At 62.2% G+C, this 16,866-nt stretch carries 13 protein-coding genes; 5 read left to right on the forward strand and 8 right to left on the reverse strand.

Annotated elements, in window-relative coordinates:
- Positions 1–209: 209 nt before the first annotated feature.
- Positions 210–2,405: an ATP-binding protein gene (locus JW897_RS20305; RefSeq protein ID WP_205467427.1), complete on the forward strand. Its 2,196-nt coding sequence runs from the start codon at positions 210–212 to the stop codon at positions 2,403–2,405.
- Between the two features lie 4 nt (positions 2,406–2,409).
- Here the strand turns inward: JW897_RS20305 and JW897_RS20310 are convergent, their stop codons facing one another.
- The 5 genes from JW897_RS20310 to JW897_RS20330 form a co-directional block, all read right to left on the reverse strand.
- The gene (locus JW897_RS20310; RefSeq protein WP_205467428.1) at positions 2,410–3,414 is read right to left on the reverse strand and encodes a GlxA family transcriptional regulator; all 1,005 of its coding nucleotides are present in this window, start codon (positions 3,412–3,414) and stop codon (positions 2,410–2,412) included.
- 90 nt (positions 3,415–3,504) lie between these two features.
- Complete coding sequence (locus JW897_RS20315; protein ID WP_205467429.1) at positions 3,505–4,293, reverse strand: ABC transporter ATP-binding protein; 789 nt, start codon at positions 4,291–4,293, stop codon at positions 3,505–3,507.
- A gap of 27 nt (positions 4,294–4,320) precedes the next feature.
- Positions 4,321–5,052, reverse strand: coding sequence for an ABC transporter permease (locus JW897_RS20320; RefSeq protein ID WP_259042472.1), 732 nt, complete (start codon positions 5,050–5,052; stop codon positions 4,321–4,323).
- Positions 5,049–5,738, reverse strand: a complete 690-nt coding sequence (locus JW897_RS20325) for an ABC transporter permease (RefSeq protein ID WP_205467430.1) — start codon at positions 5,736–5,738, stop codon at positions 5,049–5,051. The genes JW897_RS20320 and JW897_RS20325 overlap by 4 nt, the downstream gene beginning before the upstream one ends.
- Before the next feature lie 163 nt (positions 5,739–5,901).
- The gene (locus tag JW897_RS20330) at positions 5,902–6,666 is read right to left on the reverse strand and encodes an ABC transporter substrate-binding protein (protein ID WP_205467431.1); all 765 of its coding nucleotides are present in this window, start codon (positions 6,664–6,666) and stop codon (positions 5,902–5,904) included.
- Between the two features lie 515 nt (positions 6,667–7,181).
- Between JW897_RS20330 and JW897_RS20335 the strand changes: the two genes are divergently transcribed.
- Positions 7,182–11,993 (forward strand): NAD-glutamate dehydrogenase, encoded by a 4,812-nt coding sequence (locus tag JW897_RS20335; RefSeq protein WP_205467432.1) that lies wholly within the window; start codon positions 7,182–7,184, stop codon positions 11,991–11,993.
- 79 nt (positions 11,994–12,072) lie between these two features.
- Here JW897_RS20335 and JW897_RS20340 read toward each other — a convergent pair whose 3' ends face one another.
- The 3 genes from JW897_RS20340 to coaBC form a co-directional block, all read right to left on the reverse strand.
- Entirely contained in the window at positions 12,073–13,086 is a 1,014-nt protein-coding gene (locus tag JW897_RS20340) for a GGDEF domain-containing protein (protein ID WP_205467433.1), read from the reverse strand.
- Between the two features lie 149 nt (positions 13,087–13,235).
- The gene (gene dut / locus JW897_RS20345) at positions 13,236–13,691 is read right to left on the reverse strand and encodes a dUTP diphosphatase (RefSeq protein WP_019101154.1); all 456 of its coding nucleotides are present in this window, start codon (positions 13,689–13,691) and stop codon (positions 13,236–13,238) included.
- 48 nt (positions 13,692–13,739) lie between these two features.
- Positions 13,740–14,924 carry a bifunctional phosphopantothenoylcysteine decarboxylase/phosphopantothenate--cysteine ligase CoaBC gene (gene coaBC / locus JW897_RS20350; protein ID WP_048414910.1) on the reverse strand — a complete coding sequence of 395 codons (1,185 nt, stop codon included), beginning with the start codon at positions 14,922–14,924 and terminating at the stop codon, positions 13,740–13,742.
- 157 nt (positions 14,925–15,081) lie between these two features.
- On the opposite strand from coaBC, the gene radC reads away from it, so the two are divergent.
- From radC to JW897_RS20365, 3 genes are all read left to right on the forward strand, one after another.
- The gene (radC, locus tag JW897_RS20355; protein ID WP_048414911.1) at positions 15,082–15,756 is read left to right on the forward strand and encodes a RadC family protein; all 675 of its coding nucleotides are present in this window, start codon (positions 15,082–15,084) and stop codon (positions 15,754–15,756) included.
- Between the two features lie 100 nt (positions 15,757–15,856).
- Positions 15,857–16,108 carry a hypothetical protein gene (locus tag JW897_RS20360; RefSeq protein WP_019101157.1) on the forward strand — a complete coding sequence of 84 codons (252 nt, stop codon included), beginning with the start codon at positions 15,857–15,859 and terminating at the stop codon, positions 16,106–16,108.
- A 156-nt stretch (positions 16,109–16,264) separates the two neighbouring features.
- Complete coding sequence (locus tag JW897_RS20365) at positions 16,265–16,642, forward strand: oxidoreductase (RefSeq protein WP_019101158.1); 378 nt, start codon at positions 16,265–16,267, stop codon at positions 16,640–16,642.
- The last annotated feature ends 224 nt before the right edge of the window (positions 16,643–16,866 follow it).

The raw sequence follows: 16,866 nt of genomic DNA on the forward strand, positions 1-16,866 counted from the left end.
CGCGCAGTGAAGCTCTCTTCCCCCCTTTCCCGGCCTCTTGGGCTTTCTCCTTGATTCTTAAGCCATTGTTCTTTTTTGTTCTGTCAGCTCACTTATTTTTACTGAAATTTCGGTTAATTACTCAGCAAAACCTATTGGTAATGAATAGAATTCCAGCATCAAGATTGGGAATCGAGGCGGGAATTTTGAGAAATTTCAGGCGGGACGGCGTGCATTTATTTGTATTGGCCTGGGCTCTCTGCGCGTTGTTGGTGACGGTGCTGTGGGGAATGGGCGAGCTGCAGCGTTTGAGGGACGAGTTCGAGTCGGTGGCGCAGCGGGCTCACGCCATGGTGGCGCGCAAGCTGGATCAGAACGAGTCGGTGCTGTCCTCCGTGGATGCGCTGATGGCGGCGAGCCGGCCGTTTGAGGCATCCGAGCTGTCCACCTTTGCGCGCGAATTGTTGCCTCACTATCCGCAGCTTCATTCCTTTATCTTTTTTCAAAGCGTGCCCTTGGCTGAGCGGCCGCTCTTTTTGCGCCAGATGAGCAGCAAGTTCGGCGAAACTTTTTACATTCGCGATTTCGACGTGGCGGGAAGCCGCGCGTGGCGGCCAGCCGCCGCGCGTTCGCAGTCGCTGGTGATTTCCATGCTGGAGCCGGATCGACCTGAGGCCGGCCCGATGTTTGGTTACGATATTTGGGGCGATGCTTATTTCCGGCCGGCATTGAGCAGGGCTCTGGAGACCGGGCAAAGGATGGCCAGCGGCGCTTTCGAGTTGCACGAGGGCGGGGGGCGGGCTTATTTATTGTTCCAGCCCTTGTTCGAAGATCGCGAGAAGGCGCCTGGCAAGCTGGTGGGGGTGGTGGGCCTGGTCGTGTTTTGCGACCGCCTGCTGCAGGCGCCGGCCCTGGAGAGCTTGTTGCCCGGGCTGGACCTGACGTTGTATCAGGATGGGGTCCTTGCGCCCGGAGCGCCGTTGTTTCAGCGCCTGCATACTTCGTCCGAGCGCGACTGGTGGCCGGTGTTGCGCCGGCTGGAGGCCCGCCTTCCTCTGTCCAGCGTGGCGCAGCCTTTTGTGCTGGGGGTGGCCAGGGATGTCCGGGTGACGGACTTGGCGCTGTTGCCGTGGTTGTGGCAACAGTCTTTGCTGTTGGCCTTTTTCGTGTTCGCCGGTTTGGTTCACTTGCAGCGCATGGCCTTGCGGCATGAGCGTCAGCAGTCGGACGAGGCGATCTTTCTGCAAAGCGAGCGGGCTTCCGTCACGCTGAGCGCGATTCACGATGGGGTGATCATTCTGCGCCAGGACCATGCGATCGAGCTGGCGAATCCGATGGCCCTGGAGTTGATGGGGATGGCGGCGGAGGAGGTGGTTGGCCGCGTCTGCCACGAGGTGTTCCATTTGCAGGCCGAGTTGGCCGCGGAGTTGGCGGAGGATCCGATCCGCGAGTGTTTCCGGACCGCGCAGCCGGTGGTGTTGGCGGAGAGGATGCAGCTGACGTCGGCGCGGGGTCAGATCCGATCGGTGGAGGGGGGCGTGTCGCCGCTGTTCTCGCGGGAGGGGCGCTTGATAGGCGTGGTGTGCGCCTTGCGCGATCTGGGGCCTTTGCGACAGCGCACGGTGGCGGCGTTGGAGGCCAGCGAGAGCAAGGTCAAGGAGCACCTAGAGAAGCTGTCCCATGTGGCTAGGCTGCATACCATGGGTGAAATGGCGTCCGGCATCGCGCACGAGCTGAACCAGCCGTTGACGGCGATCGCCAATTATTGTCAGGCCAGCATCCAGTTGCTGGAGGGCGTGGAGGAGGCCCCGGCCCAGGTGAACGCGGCGTTGCGCCTGGCGGTGGCGCAGGCGGAGCGGGCAGGGGAGATCATCAAGCGCTTGCGCGCCTTGGTCAGCAAGCGCGCGATCGAGACGCGGCTGATCGACCTGAACCAGGTGGTCGGCAATTGCATGTTCCTGGCCGAGTACGATCTGAAGGAACGCGGCATCGAGGTGGTGCAGTTGTTGTCGGGTTATCCGGTGGCGGTGCTGGCCGACAGCATCCAGCTGGAGCAGGTGGTGTTGAACCTGTTGTCGAACGCGATGGACGCTCTGCGCGACGAGCCGATGATGAAGCGCCATGTGATCGTGCACACCCGGCGGGAAGGCAAGAAAGCGATTCTGGAGGTGCGCGACACCGGCCGCGGCATCACGCCGAACTCATTGGAGGTGCTGTTTCACCCGTTCTTTTCGACCAAGCCGAACGGCATGGGGCTTGGTCTGTCGATCTGCCAGACGATTGTGGAGCAGTACGGGGGCTTGATTTCGGCGGAGAACATCCCGGCCAGCGGCGCTTGTTTCCGGATCGAGTTGCCGCTGTCGCGGCAAGGCGAGCCGGATCGCTCCGCGGTGCCTTCGCCGGATGGTTGCGGCGCGGGAGTTTGAGCGTCTAGCTCTTGGCGGCAGGCGCGGGCGCCGCGGTCTGGGTGCGGTGTGAGCGTTCCTCGCGGGGGGTGATGCCGAAATGGTTGCGGTAGGTGCTGGAGAAATGCGGGCCGCTGGAAAAGCCGCAGGCAAGTCCGATCTGCACGATGGATTTGCTGGTTTGTTGCAGCAGTTGGCGCGCGCGGCTCAGGCGTAGCTCCAGATAGTATTTGGACGGCACCGTGCTCAGGTATTGCTTGAACAGGCGCTCCAGTTGCCGGCGGGAGACGCCGACATAGTAAGCGATGTCGTCGGTGCTCAGCGGTTCCTCGATATTGGCTTCCATCAGGCTGACCGCCTCGGTCAGCTTCGGTTGGCTGCCGCCGATGCGGGTGGCCAGGGGGATGCGCTGACGTTCATTGCCTGGGCGGATGCGCTCCATGCTGAACAGTTCCGACAGCTGGGCGATAAACTCGTGGCCGTGCAGATTGCCGACCAGGGTCAGCATGAAGTCGAAGGTGGCGGCTCCGCCCGCGCAGCTGAGGCGTTTGCCGTCGATTTCAAACAGGTTGGACGAGGTGATGATGTCCGGAAACTCTTCGGTGAAACGGCTGATCTCGCGCCAGTGTATGGTGGCGCGCAGGCCGTTGAAGTGCCCGGTGCGGGCCAGCCAGTAGCTGCCGCAGCCGATGCCGCCCAATTGGATTTTGTCGGAGCCGCAGGCGGAGAGTCCTTTGCTTAGGGCGTCCAGGCTGAAGTCGGGATTGATGTCGTCCGCCAGAATCAGCAGGCAGTCCAGTTTGGGCGCGCCGTCCAGCGGCAGGTCAACCGCCACTCGTGTACCGTTGGAGAGCGGCACCGCTTGTCCGTCCAACGACAGCAGCAGGGTTTCGTAGAGTTTTTTCTCCGCCAGCCAATTGGCGTGCAGCAGAACCTCGGAGGCGATGGCGTAGTCCGCCATCGAGGCATGGGGCAAGAGCAGGAAGCCGTAGCGCAGTGGCTTGGCGGGGTGGGACGGATGCTGACCCATTGGTTTTCGCGGCGAAGGGTGGAGATTACAAAAACACACCATGCCGGGCATGAGGCCGGCATGGTGTGCGACATTTTCCTATTGTACGATTTATTTCAGGCTGCCGGAGAGGAATTGTACCAATCGCTCGCTTTGCGGGCGGATCAGCACTTCCTTGGGGTGGCCTTGCTCTTCTATCTTGCCCTGGTGCAGGAAAATGACGTGGTTGGACACTTCGCGGGCGAAGCCCATTTCGTGGGTGACCACCACCATGGTGCGGCCTTCGCCGGCCAGGTCCTTCATCACCCGCAGCACTTCGCCGACCAGTTCCGGGTCCAGCGCCGAGGTGGGCTCGTCGAACAGCATCACTTCCGGCTCCATCGCCAGCGCGCGGGCGATGGCGACGCGTTGCTGCTGGCCGCCGGACATATGGGCCGGGTATTTGTCCTCGACGCCGCGCAGACCGACCTTGTCCAGATATTTGCGCGCACGGGCGCAGGCTTCGTCGCGGCTGAGCCCCAGCACGTGAATCGGGGCTTCGACGATGTTTTCCAGCACCGTCATGTGCGCCCACAGGTTGAAGTGCTGGAACACCATGGCCAGCTTGGTGCGGATGCGGGCCAGTTGTTGGGCGTCGGCGGCCTTGAGCGCGCCGTTTTTGCGGTCGGAGACCAGTTTCAGCTCTTCGCCGGCGGCGAGGATGCGGCCGCTGTTCGGCTGTTCCAGCATGTTGATGCAGCGCAGGAAGGTGCTTTTGCCGGAGCCGGAGGAGCCGATGATGCTGATCACGTCGCCGGCGTGAGCGGTCAGCGACACGCCTTTAAGCACCTCGTGCGAGCCGTAGCTCTTATGCAGATCGCTGACTTGCAGCTTCAGATTCTTGTCGGTGGGGGTATGCATGATGATGTTCCTGTATCGCTATCCGCATTAGTGCTTGCGTGGCGCCAGATAGGCCAGCCAGCGTTTTTCCGCCTGCTTCATCAACCAGACCAGCAGGAAGGTGAGCGCGAGGTAAATGGCGCCTGCGGTGAGGAAAGGCTCGAAGGCCATGTAACTGTCCGCGTAGATGCGACGGGCCACGCCGGTGATGTCCGCCAGCGTCACCAAGCCGGCGATCGCGGTGCTCTGCAGCATCATGATGACTTCATTGCTGTAGGCCGGCAGCGCGCGGCGCAGCGCCGAGGGAAGCACGATGCGCCGCATCATCAGCCACTTGCTCATGCCCATGGCCTGGGCGGCTTCGATCTCGCCCCAGTGCGTGTTGCGGATCTGGCCGGCGATGATTTCCGTGGTGTAGGCCGCCGTGTTCAGGGTGAAGGCGAGGATGGCGCAGAAATAGGCCTCCTGCAGGTAGTGCCAGGCCCAGCTGTCGCGGACCCAGCCGAATTGGGCCAGCCCGTAGTAGATGATGAACAGCTGCACTAGCAGCGGCGTGCCGCGGAAGACGTAGCCGTAGACGCGGACCGCGCCGGAGGCCAGCCGGTTTTTGGAGACCTGCATCAGCGCCATCGGGACGGCCATCGCCATGCCCAGGGCCAGGGAGATGAACAGCAGCTCCAGCGTCATCATCAGGCCGTCGCGGGTGCTCATGACGGCCTGGCCGTCGCCGCCGCCGAAGAAGGCGGGCAGTTTTTCCAGAATCAGTTGGAAGTCGATCACAGTCCGCTCTCCTTGACGCCCAGCGAATAGCGTTTTTCCAGTTGGCCCAGCAAGAGGTTGGAGACGCCGGTGATCGCCAGGAACAGCAGGCCCACGATCAGATAGACGGTGAAGGGTTCCTGGGTGGTGGATTTGGCCGCGTCGGCGCGGTACATCACGTCGTTCAGGCCGATGACCGAAACCAGCGCGGTGGATTTGACCAGCACCAGCCAGTTATTGGAGAAGCTGGGCAGGGCGAAGCGGACCATCTGCGGAACGGTGATGCGGAAGAAGACGCGCAGCGGCGTCATGCCGTAAGCCATGCCGGCTTCCATCTGCCCTTTGGGCACCGCCATCATCGCGCCGCGGAAGGTTTCCGTCATATAGGCGCCGAAGATGAAGCCCAGGGTCAGCACGCCGGCGACGAAGGGGTCGATATTGGGGCTTTCCCAGCCCATGCGGCCGCAGAAGTCGTTGATCATCATCTGGACGCCGAAGAACAGCAGGAACATCCAGACCAGATCGGGCACGCCCCGGACCACGGTGGAATAGAGCTCCGCCAGCCAGATCAACGGTTTGGAGTGGGCGGACTTGAACAGCGCGCCAATCAGGCCCAGCACGATGGATACCAGCAGTGCTGAGCCGGCCAGCTGCAATGTGAGCACCGCTCCTTGCAATATGCTGGGAAGGTAACCTTGCAAAAACATGGTGTTACTGCCTCATTCATCAGCCTTGCGCGCAAGGCCGGTCCTTGCTCGGCCGGGTGAGCGGCCAAACAAAAAAGTCCCGGCGAGGCGCGCGGAGCGGGCGGCAGCGAGCCGCCCAGCGCCGTGGGGCGCTCGGCCGGGACGGATGCGATAGCTGAGGAGCTTAGCCGCCGTAGACGTCGAAGCTGAAGTACTTGTCCTGGACTTTCTTGTAGCTGCCGTCCTTGCGTACCTGGTCTATCGCCTTGTTCAGGCGTTCGGCCAGCGCTTTGTTGCCTTTCTTGACGGCGATGCCCGCGCCCAGGCCGAAGTATTTGACGTCGGCGTAGTTCGGGCCGACAAAGGCGTAGCCCTTGCCGTTGGCGGTCTTCAGGAATTCCTGGTCGCCGACGGCGCCGTCGACGAAGACGGCGTCAACGCGGCCGGACTTCAGATCCAGGAAGGATTCGGGCGACTTGGCGTAAGGCACGATGGCGGCGCCGGATTTGCCCCAGTAGTCCTTGGCGAACTTCTCTTGGGTGGACGCGCGCAGCACGCCGATCTTCTTGCCCTTGAAGCTGTTCTGATCGACGGCGGTGCCGGATTTGGCGACGATGCGGCTGGCGATGTTGTAGTACTTGCGGCTGAAGTCGACGGCTTTCTTGCGTTCCTCGGTGATCTGCATCGAGGACAGGATGGCGTCGAATTTGTTGGCGTTGAGGGCGGGAATCAGGCCGTCCCAGTCTTGCGGAACGATCTGACAGCTGACTTTCATGGCGGCGCAAAGGGCATTGGCCATGTCGATGTCGAAGCCTTGCGGCTTGCCATCGGCGCCTTGTTTGGAGAACGGCGGGTAGTTGAGGTCAACCCCAAAACGCAGTGTCTCTGCTTGGACGGAAAAACCGGACAGCAGAGCTGCCGCTGCGGAGGCGATCAGGACTTTTTTCATGGCGTGGATTTCTACTTCTCTATCGGGTGTTCGCGTCGTTTGGACCAACGCGAACCCAAGCTTGTAAACCCGGCGCTTGGAACGAGGCTGCTCACGGTGTCTCGCCCAAGCCGGAACCATTGTAGTTATTTCTACTTTTGCCAGTAGTTGGCCGCAGCTTGCAACGGTTATCCGTCGTGCGCAAGATGGGGCCATTGTCTGGCAATCGGTGTGAGCAAGTGTTCGTATTTTAACCGATATTTCCTCTTCATGTGAAATGTCATAAAAATCAATAACTTATATTTCGTTTTTGGACTTGTGTACAATGTGGGCCTGGGAGAGAAACTTGTAAGCCGCCGTCGCATTGCTATAAGGCTAAAAGTGGCGTTCGCCACGATTTATTCTTGTGGCATTCGGTGGGGGCGAGCGGGCTTTTCCATGAAAATGTACGTCCACGTCGCATTAAGGAAATCCCGGCATGATGGGGGTATCTACAATGCCTCGACACACTCCGTGCACACAACAAGAGAAGCAACATGTCGCTTACCAATAAGACCGAACTCGCGAGCCTGATCGCCGATATTCAGGCCGTAGCAGAGACCAAGCTTTCCGAAAAGGAGAAACACCAACTCGAGCCTTTCTTCCCGATCTACTTCGAAGAGGCCGAGCACGCCGACCTTAGACAGTTTTCGTCGCTGGATTTGTTCGGCGCCGCGTCGGCGCATTACGCGTTCGGCGCCAAGCGCGCGGGCGGCCAGCACAAGGCGCGCATTTACAACCCCGATTTCGAGCGCGATGGCTGGCAAAGCACCCATACCGTGATTGAAGTGGTCAACGACGACATGCCGTTCCTGATCGACTCCATCACCATGCTGCTGTCGCGCCATAGCCTGAACCTGCACCTGCTGGTGCACCCGGTGCTGTCGGTGGGCCGCGACAAGAACGGCGTGATTCAGGAGGTCAAGCGCACCGAGGACCGCAGCCTGCCGCTGGAGTCCTTCATTCACGTGCAGATTGACCGGGTTACCGATCCGGCGGTGCTGAAGCAGCTGGAAACGGATTTGAACCGCGTGATCGCCGATATTCGTCTGGTGGTGAGCGACGAACCCAAGATGCGCGAAGTGTTGGCGGTGATCAGCAAGGACCTGTCCCAGGTCAAGGGCAAACGCGCGGGCGAAGCCAAGGAAGCGGTGGATTTCCTGGCCTGGATGTCCAAGCGCAACTTCCTGTTCATGGGCTATTGCGATTACGACCTAGTGCGCCGCGACGGCAAGGACAGCCTGCGCATCGTCAAGCATTCCGGCCTGGGCATTTTGCAGGACCAGGGCGACAAGGAATACTCCGCCAGCTTCGAACAGCTGCCGCAGGAACTGCGCGAACTGGCGCACCTGCCGCAGCTGATCATCCTGAACAAGTCGCAGACCCGCTCCATCATCCACAGACCGGCCTATATCGACTTCGTCGGCATCAAGCGCTTCAACGACAAGGGCGAGGTGATCGGCGAGCGCCGCTTCCTGGGCCTGTACACCGCCAGCGCCTATCAGGATTCGCCGAAGGACGTGCCCATCCTGCGTCAGAAAGTGGCCACCGTGGTCAGCAACTGCGACTACGTGGACGACAGCTACAAGTCCAAGACCTTGAGCTTTGTGCTGGAAGCCTATCCGCGCGACGAATTGTTCGAAATTCCGGCCGAGGTGCTGGGGCCGATCTCCGAAGGCATCGTCAGCCTGCAGGAACGCCCGCGCGTGCGCCTGTTCGTGCGCAAGGACCGTTACCACCGCTACGTCAGCTGCCTGGTGTACGTGCCGCGCGACAGCTTCAACACCGAAGTGCGTCTGAAAATAGAAAAAGTGCTGATGAACGCCTTCAACGGCACCAGCGCCGAGTTCAGCGTGCAGATCAGCGACGGCTCGCTGGCCCGCGTGCACTACATCATCCGCACCAACGCCGCCAAGCTGCCGGAATTCCACGAGGCCGACATCGAGGCTGAAATCGCTCGCCTGGTGCGCGGCTGGGTGGAGGAGTTGCACCAACTGCTGGTGGAGACCCACGGCGAGGAATTGGGCAACGCGCTGTTCAACCGCTACAAGGGCGCCTTCCCGGTGGCCTACCGCGAAGAGTTCGCGGTGCGCAACGCGGTGCTGGACATCCAGCACATCGAATCGGTCAACGCCGACTCCCCGCTGGCGATGAAGCTGTATCGGCCGTTCCACCGCGGCGCTTCGGCCTTCAATCTGAAGCTGTTCCGCGAAGGCGAGGCGCTGGGCCTGTCCGCCAGCCTGCCGATTCTGGAGAATATGGGCGTCAAGGTTCGCGACGAGCATCCGTACTGCGTGCTGCGCGCCGACGGCAGACAGGTGTGGATCAGCGATTTCGGCCTGGACGTGGGCTCCGCGGACGAGCAGATCGCCAGCGAGGAAGTGCAGCAGGACTTCCAGGAGCTGCTGACCCAGGTATTCGCCAAGCGCTGCGAAAACGATGGTTTCAACCGCCTGGCGCTGGTGGCCGGGCTGGACTGGCGTGAGATTTCGCTGGTGCGCGCCTTGGCCAAGTACTTGCGCCAGGGCGGTCTGACCTTCAGCCAGGCTTATATCGAGCAGTGCGTGGCCAACTACCCGGCCATCACCCGCTTGCTGGTCGAGCTGTTCGCCGTGCGTCTGGACCCGGCGCATGCCGACGACGCGCGCGCCGACGCCTTGCTGGCCAAGCTGCGCGAGCAGCTGGACGGCGTGGCCAATCTGGACGAAGACCGCATCCTGAACGGCTTCCTGTCGGTGATCCTGGCCACCCGCCGCACCAACTTCTGGCAGAAGGGCGCCGACGGCGAGTTCAAGTCCTATATCTCGTTCAAGCTGGAATCCAATCTGGTTCCCTTCCTGCCGCAGCCGCGCCCGATGTTCGAAATCTGGGTGTACAGCCCGCGCGTGGAGGGCGTGCATCTGCGCGGCTCCAAAGTGGCGCGCGGCGGCTTGCGCTGGTCCGATCGCATGGAAGATTTCCGCACCGAAGTGCTGGGCCTGGTGAAGGCGCAGATGGTGAAGAACTCGGTGATCGTGCCCATGGGCTCCAAGGGCGGCTTCGTCGGCAAGCAATTGCCGGCGCCTAGCGACCGCGAGGCCTTCCTGGCCGAAGGCGTCGCCTGCTACAAAATCTTCATCTCCGCCTTGCTGGACGTCACCGACAATCTGGTGAACGGCCAGATCGTGCCGCCGAAGGATGTGCGCCGCCTGGATCCGGACGATCCTTATCTGGTGGTGGCGGCCGACAAGGGCACGGCCACTTTCTCCGACATCGCCAACGGCATTTCCGCCGATTACGGCTTCTGGTTGGGCGACGCCTTCGCTTCCGGCGGCTCCGCCGGTTACGACCACAAAGGCATGGGCATTACCGCTCGCGGCGCCTGGGAGTCGGTCAAGCGCCATTTCCGCCATCTGGGCGTCAACACCCAGGAGCAGGACTTCAGCGTGATCGGCATCGGCGACATGGCCGGCGACGTGTTCGGCAACGGCATGCTGCTGTCCGAGCACATCTGCCTGAAAGCGGCGTTCAACCACTTGCACATCTTCCTGGACCCGACGCCGGACGCGGCCAAGAGCTACGCCGAACGCGCGCGTCTGTTCCAGCTGCCGCGCTCCAGCTGGACCGATTACAAGCGCGAGCTGATCTCCAAGGGCGGCGGCATTTTCGAGCGCTCCGCCAAGTCCATCCCGCTGTCTCCGGAAGTGAAGGCCTGGCTGGAGACCGATAAGGACAGCATGGCGCCGAACGAGCTGATCCACGAGATCCTCAAGGCCAAGATCGACCTGCTGTACAACGGCGGCATCGGCACCTACGTCAAGGCGTCGACCCAGAGCCACGCCGACGCGCGCGACCGCGCCAACGACCCGGTGCGTGTCGACGGCCGCGAATTGCAGGCCCGCGTGGTGGCCGAGGGCGGCAACTTGACGTGCACCCAACTGGGACGCGTGGAGTTCGCGCTGAACGGCGGCCGCATCGCCACCGACGCCATCGACAACTCCGCCGGCGTGGATTGCTCCGACCACGAGGTCAACATCAAGATTCTGTTGGGCGGCGTGATGCAGGCCGGCGACATGACCTTGAAGCAGCGCAATCAGCTGCTGGCGGAAATGACCGACGAGGTGGCGCAGCTGGTGTTGCGCAACAATATCCAGCAGACCCAGATCCTGGCGATCAAGCGCCAGGAAGCCGCCGCGATGCTGACCACCCATGCGCGCATGATCGCGCACATGGAAAAAACCGGCGAGCTGAACCGTGAAATCGAGTACCTGCCGTCCGAAACCCAGATCAATGAGCGCCGCCTGGCGCGTCAGGGTCTGACCGTGCCGGAAATCGCGGTGCTGCTGTCCTACAGCAAGATTTCGCTGGATCAGGCCATCCTGGCCACCGATGTGCCGGACGACGCGGACTTCCTGTCCATCCTGACCAACTACTTCCCGAAACCGCTGCAACAGCGTTTTGGCGCGCAGATGCAGCAGCATCAGCTGAAGCGCGAGATCATCGCCAACCAGTTGGCCAACCAGATCATCAACCGCATGGGCACCACCTTCGTGTTCCGCATGCAGGAAGAGTCTCCGTTCTCCGCCGGCGACATCGCCCGCGCCTGGTGGATCGCCAGCCGCGTGTTCGATGGCGAGCGTCTGTGGAGCGAGATCGAAGCGTTGGACAACAAGGTGCCGGCGGATCGTCAGGTGGAAATGATGGTGCTGGTGCGTACGCTGGTGGAGCGCGTGACGCGTTGGGTGTTGCGCAACAAGCGTCCGTTCACCTCGGTGAACGCGGTGATCAAGCAGTACGCCGCCAAGGTGCAGGCGCTGTTGGCGCAGCTGCCCCAGCTGATCTCCTCCGACAGCTACCCGGCGGTGGCGGCGCTGGAAGCGCGGCTGAGCCAGCCGGGCATGCCGCAGCCGCTGGCGCAAGTGCTGGCGCGCCTGGAGTTCGCGGTGCCGCTGATGGACATCATCGAGATCAGCGAAGGCAGCAAGCTGCCGCTGGAACTGCTGGCCAAGAACTACTTCCAGTTAGGCCACGCGATGCAGCTGGATTGGCTGCGCGACGCGATCACCAGCCTGCCGCGCGACAACCGCTGGCAGTCGCTGGCGCGCTCGGCGCTGCGCGACGATCTGTACCGCGTGCATCGCAATCTGGCGGGGCAGGCCTTGCAGGACGCCGCCGGCGCGGAAGCCTTTGCGCAGCAGTGGATGGAGAAGCGCCATCACGAAGTGGAGGTATGCGCGCAGATGTTCGCCGAACTGCAGTCGTTCAGCGTGCTGGACCTGGCGATGTTGTCGGCCGGCATGCGCGAGCTGAGCAACCACCTGCTGTCGTAAGCGGCCGCCTGCGGATCGCGTCAATCGAAAACCGGCTCCTTGGAGCCGGTTTTTTTACGTCGGGCATACGGTCCGGGGCTTAGAACAGGTCGATTTCGCCAAAGCGTTGCGCGCTGTCGAGCTGGCCGCCGGCGACCAGTTCCTCGTAACCGCATACCAGGTTGCGGCCATGCGTCTTGGCGTAATACAAGGCCCGGTCCGCCTGTTCCACCAACTGCCCCGGCAGCAATTGCGGCAGGATGCGGGTGAAGCCCAGGCTGACGGTCAGGCGGCCCACTTGGGGAAACGAGTATTGTTCGACCCGTTGGCGGAAGCGTTCCAGCGCCACCGCCGCTTCAGCCGGCGGCAGGCCCTGGAAGATGATGGCGAACTCCTCGCCGCCGTAGCGGAACAGGCTGTCGTCTTCGCGAAATGACTGCTGCATCAGCTGCGCCAGCAAGAGCAGCACCTCGTCGCCCACCATGTGGCCGAACTGGTCGTTGACCTGCTTGAAATGGTCTACGTCCAGCAGCGCCAGCGTGCAGGCGTGGTGTTCGCCTGGCGATTGCAATTGCGCCGCCATTAGATTGAACAGCCGCAAATCGAATTTGCGGCGATTGTTCAGCGCGGTGAGCATGTCGCGGTCCGCCTCGAACAGCAGGCGCAGGAAGTTCTCGTGAATCCTGGCCATGGCCTTCAGCATGGCCTTGTTGACTTTCTGTTCGGCGGTCACGTGAATGACCAGCAGGGAGACAATGCTGCCCATGCAGCGCAAGGGCAGGCAGAGGCCGTGAGGAATGCGGAAAATGCCGTCGTCCCTGTCCAGCGCGTTGAGCAGGTCGTAGAGGAAGATCGGAGGCGGCAGCCAGCTGTCGTTGGCGGTTTCGGTAATCTGGGTCTTGCAGTCGACGCTGGCGGCGCTCAGCCGCCGGCGGGTGTAGGGCACGCCGTTGACCCAGCGACAGGCGAACAACTCCACTTTGTCCACGCGCATCACCTCGACCAGGGTCGAGGCGAGGCTGCTTTCCAGCATGTCCTGTTCGCGCTGGGAGGTGAGTTCGACGAGATTGTCGAGAATCCGCTTGCTGTCGTCCTCATTGGGGCTTTGCTTCATGCCGGCGCATCCTTCTTTGCGAGCGGTGGGAGACAGCGTGGCGCTTCCGGCAGGGTCCGGGGCCCGGCGGGAGCCGCGCGCGGCCGTCGCGGCCGCGCGGGATCGCTCCCCTTACGGTGTGAGTATAGGCAATCGCGCGGCGGCCGGCCTCAGTTGCGTCCGGTGCTGCCGAAGCCGCCGTCGCCGCGTTCCGAGCTTTCGAAGTCGTCGACGATGTTGAAGCCCACCTGGACGATGGGCACGATGATCATCTGCGCGATGCGTTCCAGCGGCGTCAGCCGGAACGGCTCGTGGCCGCGGTTCCATACCGATACGAACAACTGGCCCTGGTAGTCGGAATCGATCAGCCCCACCAGATTGCCCAACACGATGCCGTGCTTGTGGCCCAGGCCGGAGCGCGGCAGCAGCATGGCGGCCAGGTTGGGGTTGGCGATGTGGATGGCCATGCCGGTGGGGATCAACTGGGTTTCGCCCGGGGCGATGGTGATGTCCTGTTCGATGGCGGCGCGCAAGTCGAGCCCGGCGGAACCCGGAGTCGCGTAATTGGGCAAGTTTTGTTTCAGGCGCGGGTCCAGAATCTTGACGTCAATGACGGGTTTTTTCATGAGAGTCCTTTCTTGGCGGCCGCGCGGGGCGGCCGCGGTGTCGGTTGCTTATCGGTTTTGCGGCAACAGCTTGCCCAGGTGCTCGACGATGGCCTTGGCCACCTCCGGCTTGGGCATGCTGGGCAGCGGATGGGGGCCGTCCCGGTCCAGCAGCACCACCTGATTGTCGTCGGCGCCCATGGCTTGCTGCGCCAGATTGGCCACCAGCAGCGGCAGTTTCTTGCGCTGGCGCTTGGCTTCGGCGAACTCCAGCAGGTTCTGGCTTTCCGCCGCGAAGCCGACGCAGAACGGGGCGGCGGGCAGGGCGGCGACGGTGGCGAGGATGTCCGGGTTTTCCTCCAGCTCCAGGGTGGGCGGCGCCGCGCCTTTCTTGATTTTGTGGACGGACGGGTTCTTGACCCGGTAATCGGCCACCGCCGCGACGGAAATGAAAATATCGCTGCGGCCCACCTCGGCCATCACCGCGTCGTGCATTTGCCGGGCGCTGGCCGCGTCGATGCGGCGCATGCCCAGCGGAGCCTCCATGCCGGTGGGGCCGGAGATCAGCGTGACCTCGGCGCCGGCGTCGCGGCAGGCGCGCGCCAGCGCGTAGCCCATCTTGCCGGAGCTGATGTTGGTGATGCCGCGCACGGTGTCTATGGCCTCGTAGCTGGGGCCGGCGGTGAGCAGCACCTTCTTCCCGGCCAGCACCTTGGCGCGGAAAAACCCTTCCAGCAGTTCCGCGATCTCTTCCGGCTCCAGCATGCGGCCTTCGCCGGTCTCGCCGCAGGCCTGGGCGCCGTTGGCCGGGCCGAAGACGGCGACGCCGTCGGCGCGCAACTGCGCCACATTGCGCTGATTGGGCGGATTGTCCCACATTTGCCGGTTCATCGCCGGCGCCACGATCAGCGGGCAGGCGCGGGCGGCGGCCAGCGTGGACAGCAGATCGTCGCAAGCGCCGTGCGCCAGCTTGAACAGGGTGTTGGCGGTGGCGGGCGCGATCAGGAACACATCGGCGCGGCGCGACAGGTCGATATGGGCCATCGCGTTGCTGGGGCGCTCGTCCCATAGATCGGTGTACACCGCGTGGCCGGACAAGGCCTGGAAGGTGGCCGGAGTCACGAAGCGCGCGGCCGCTTCCGTCATCACCACTTCCACGCTGTGGCCGGCTTTGACGAGAAGGCGGGTCAGCTCCGCCGCCTTGTAGGCGGCGACGCCGCCGGTAATGCCTAGCAGGATTTTCTTGCTTGTCATGGACTTGTCGCAACAGGCGGTAAATGTCCAATTTTAGCGGATTTCCACGGACTGGGCGCGCTGGCCGGCATGCGGCTTCGATGATATGGTAGGCCATGCTTCATCGCGTTTGGTCTGACCCTGAAAACAGTGCTATAGCCAGAGAAGGAGCGTGCAGATGTCTATCGCCCGTTGGCCGGAGGCCGAGCGTCCCCGTGAAAAGCTGTTGGCCCAGGGAGCGGCGGCCTTGTCGGACTCCGAATTGCTGGCCATCTTTCTGCGCACCGGCATGCAGGGCTTGAGCGCGGTGGAGATGGCCAGGCAATTGATGCTGGACTTCGGCTCGCTGTCCGGCTTGCTCAACGCCAGTTTCGATGAATTTCGCGCGCGCCGGGGGCTGGGCGCGGCCAAGTACGCGCAGTTGATGGCTTGCAAGGAATTGGCGCAGCGCGCCTTGGCGGAGGACATGAGCCTGACCGACGCCTTGCGCAACCCGCGGCAGGTGCGCGATTTCCTGAGGCTGGCGATTGCGGGCAAGGACGTGGAGGTGTTCGTCGCGGTATTCCTGACCGTGCAAAATCGGGTCATTGCGGTAGAAGAGCTGTTTCGCGGCACCCTGACCGAAACCCGGGTCTATCCGCGCGAGTTGGTGCGGCGGGCTCTGGCCAATAACGCGGCGGGGGTGATCATTGCCCATAACCATCCATCCGGCGTGTGCGAACCATCCGCCGCCGATCATTCTCTAACCAATACATTAAAAGCCGCGCTGCAGTTGGTCGATATAAGGTTGCTGGATCATTTCGTCGTGACCGGCGCGCGCGCGGAGTCGTTTGCCGAGCGCGGCTGGCTGTAGGCGTCGAGACGTTGCAAGGAGCGCTCGCGACGTTCGTAACCGGCACCGCGTTTGCTGTCTTGTTGGACCTTGTCTCTCACCGCATCATTAGGAGGTCGCCATGAACATCCTGCGTCTGCTGAATGAGTCCGACTATATTCAGGTTAACAATCAGTTCGTGAAGCCGGATTTCCATACGGCTTCCGAAGAGTTTTCCGATGACGACGATGTGGTGCTGGAAGCCAATCTGGACGGCCAGGAGCTGGTGTTGACCGTGGCGGATCTGGAGGAGGCGACGCCGCTGGCCGATGGCGGTTTCTGGTTGGAAGGCGTTGGCTATTTGCGTTTCCTGTCGCAGCAGAATCTGCATTGAGCCTCTCCGAGGCGTGGTGACCGCAGGCCCGGCGATGTCCGGGCCTGTCGCATTGTTGGACCTTCCCGCGATTCCGCTTGATTTGGCTCAAATAGCGACCGGGGTTAAAGCTGTTACAGTGCGGTGTTTATTTGATAGTCATATTCGGGTGGCCGCATGGAACAGATCAAAGTAGGCATGATAGGCGCGGGCGAAACCGGAACGCCGCTGTTGCGGCAGCTGTTGGACGCGCCGTTCGTCGGGATGGTGGGCGTCGCGGATTTGAACCTGGATTCCCCGGGCATTCTGCTGGCGCAGCAGCGAGGCATTTCCGTCACCGACAATTTCATCGAGCTGGCCGAGCAGGGCAGCAGCATCGACATCATCATCGACGTGACCGGCTCGCGCAAAGTACGCGAGGATTTGCGTCGCTACATGCAGTTTTCCGGCAATACCCATACGGTGATCGTTCACGAGCGCGTCGCCTTGCTGATGCTGTCTCTGGGCGCGGGCAAGCTGGTGACGACCCGGCATGACGATTCGCTGGCGTATTGATTGAGAAATCCAGGATTTGACTGGCGGGCAGCTGGTTGAATTTTGAGGACGCTGGGGGGCTTTCGCCCCCCTTTTTTTTATCATTGGCCATCCTTCCCTCCGTTTGATCAGACCGCTAATCCATCCCTATTGTGCATGCCATAGTGCTATATCTTTATTTAGGTATGGCGATACACATATCCTGATTCCCGGGCAACGCATCCGGGTGCGGCTGTAGTTTCCAT

The organism is Chromobacterium alkanivorans (genome assembly GCF_016937655.1).
GTDB classification, from domain to species: Bacteria; Pseudomonadota; Gammaproteobacteria; order Burkholderiales; family Chromobacteriaceae; genus Chromobacterium; species Chromobacterium alkanivorans.

Bases quoted from the DNA above. Each gene is read 5' to 3' on its own strand.
- JW897_RS20310 (WP_205467428.1), bottom strand. From the start codon at position 3,414: ATGGGTCAGCATCCGTCCCACCCCGCCAAGCCACTGCGCTACGGCTTC.
- JW897_RS20315 (WP_205467429.1), bottom strand. From the start codon at position 4,293: ATGCATACCCCCACCGACAAGAATCTGAAGCTGCAAGTCAGCGATCTG.
- JW897_RS20325 (WP_205467430.1), bottom strand. From the start codon at position 5,738: ATGTTTTTGCAAGGTTACCTTCCCAGCATATTGCAAGGAGCGGTGCTC.
- JW897_RS20330 (WP_205467431.1), bottom strand. From the start codon at position 6,666: ATGAAAAAAGTCCTGATCGCCTCCGCAGCGGCAGCTCTGCTGTCCGGT.
- JW897_RS20335 (WP_205467432.1), top strand. From the start codon at position 7,182: ATGTCGCTTACCAATAAGACCGAACTCGCGAGCCTGATCGCCGATATT.
- JW897_RS20340 (WP_205467433.1), bottom strand. From the start codon at position 13,086: ATGAAGCAAAGCCCCAATGAGGACGACAGCAAGCGGATTCTCGACAAT.
- dut (WP_019101154.1), bottom strand. From the start codon at position 13,691: ATGAAAAAACCCGTCATTGACGTCAAGATTCTGGACCCGCGCCTGAAA.
- coaBC (WP_048414910.1), bottom strand. From the start codon at position 14,924: ATGACAAGCAAGAAAATCCTGCTAGGCATTACCGGCGGCGTCGCCGCC.
- radC (WP_048414911.1), top strand. From the start codon at position 15,082: ATGTCTATCGCCCGTTGGCCGGAGGCCGAGCGTCCCCGTGAAAAGCTG.
- JW897_RS20360 (WP_019101157.1), top strand. From the start codon at position 15,857: ATGAACATCCTGCGTCTGCTGAATGAGTCCGACTATATTCAGGTTAAC.
- JW897_RS20365 (WP_019101158.1), top strand. From the start codon at position 16,265: ATGGAACAGATCAAAGTAGGCATGATAGGCGCGGGCGAAACCGGAACG.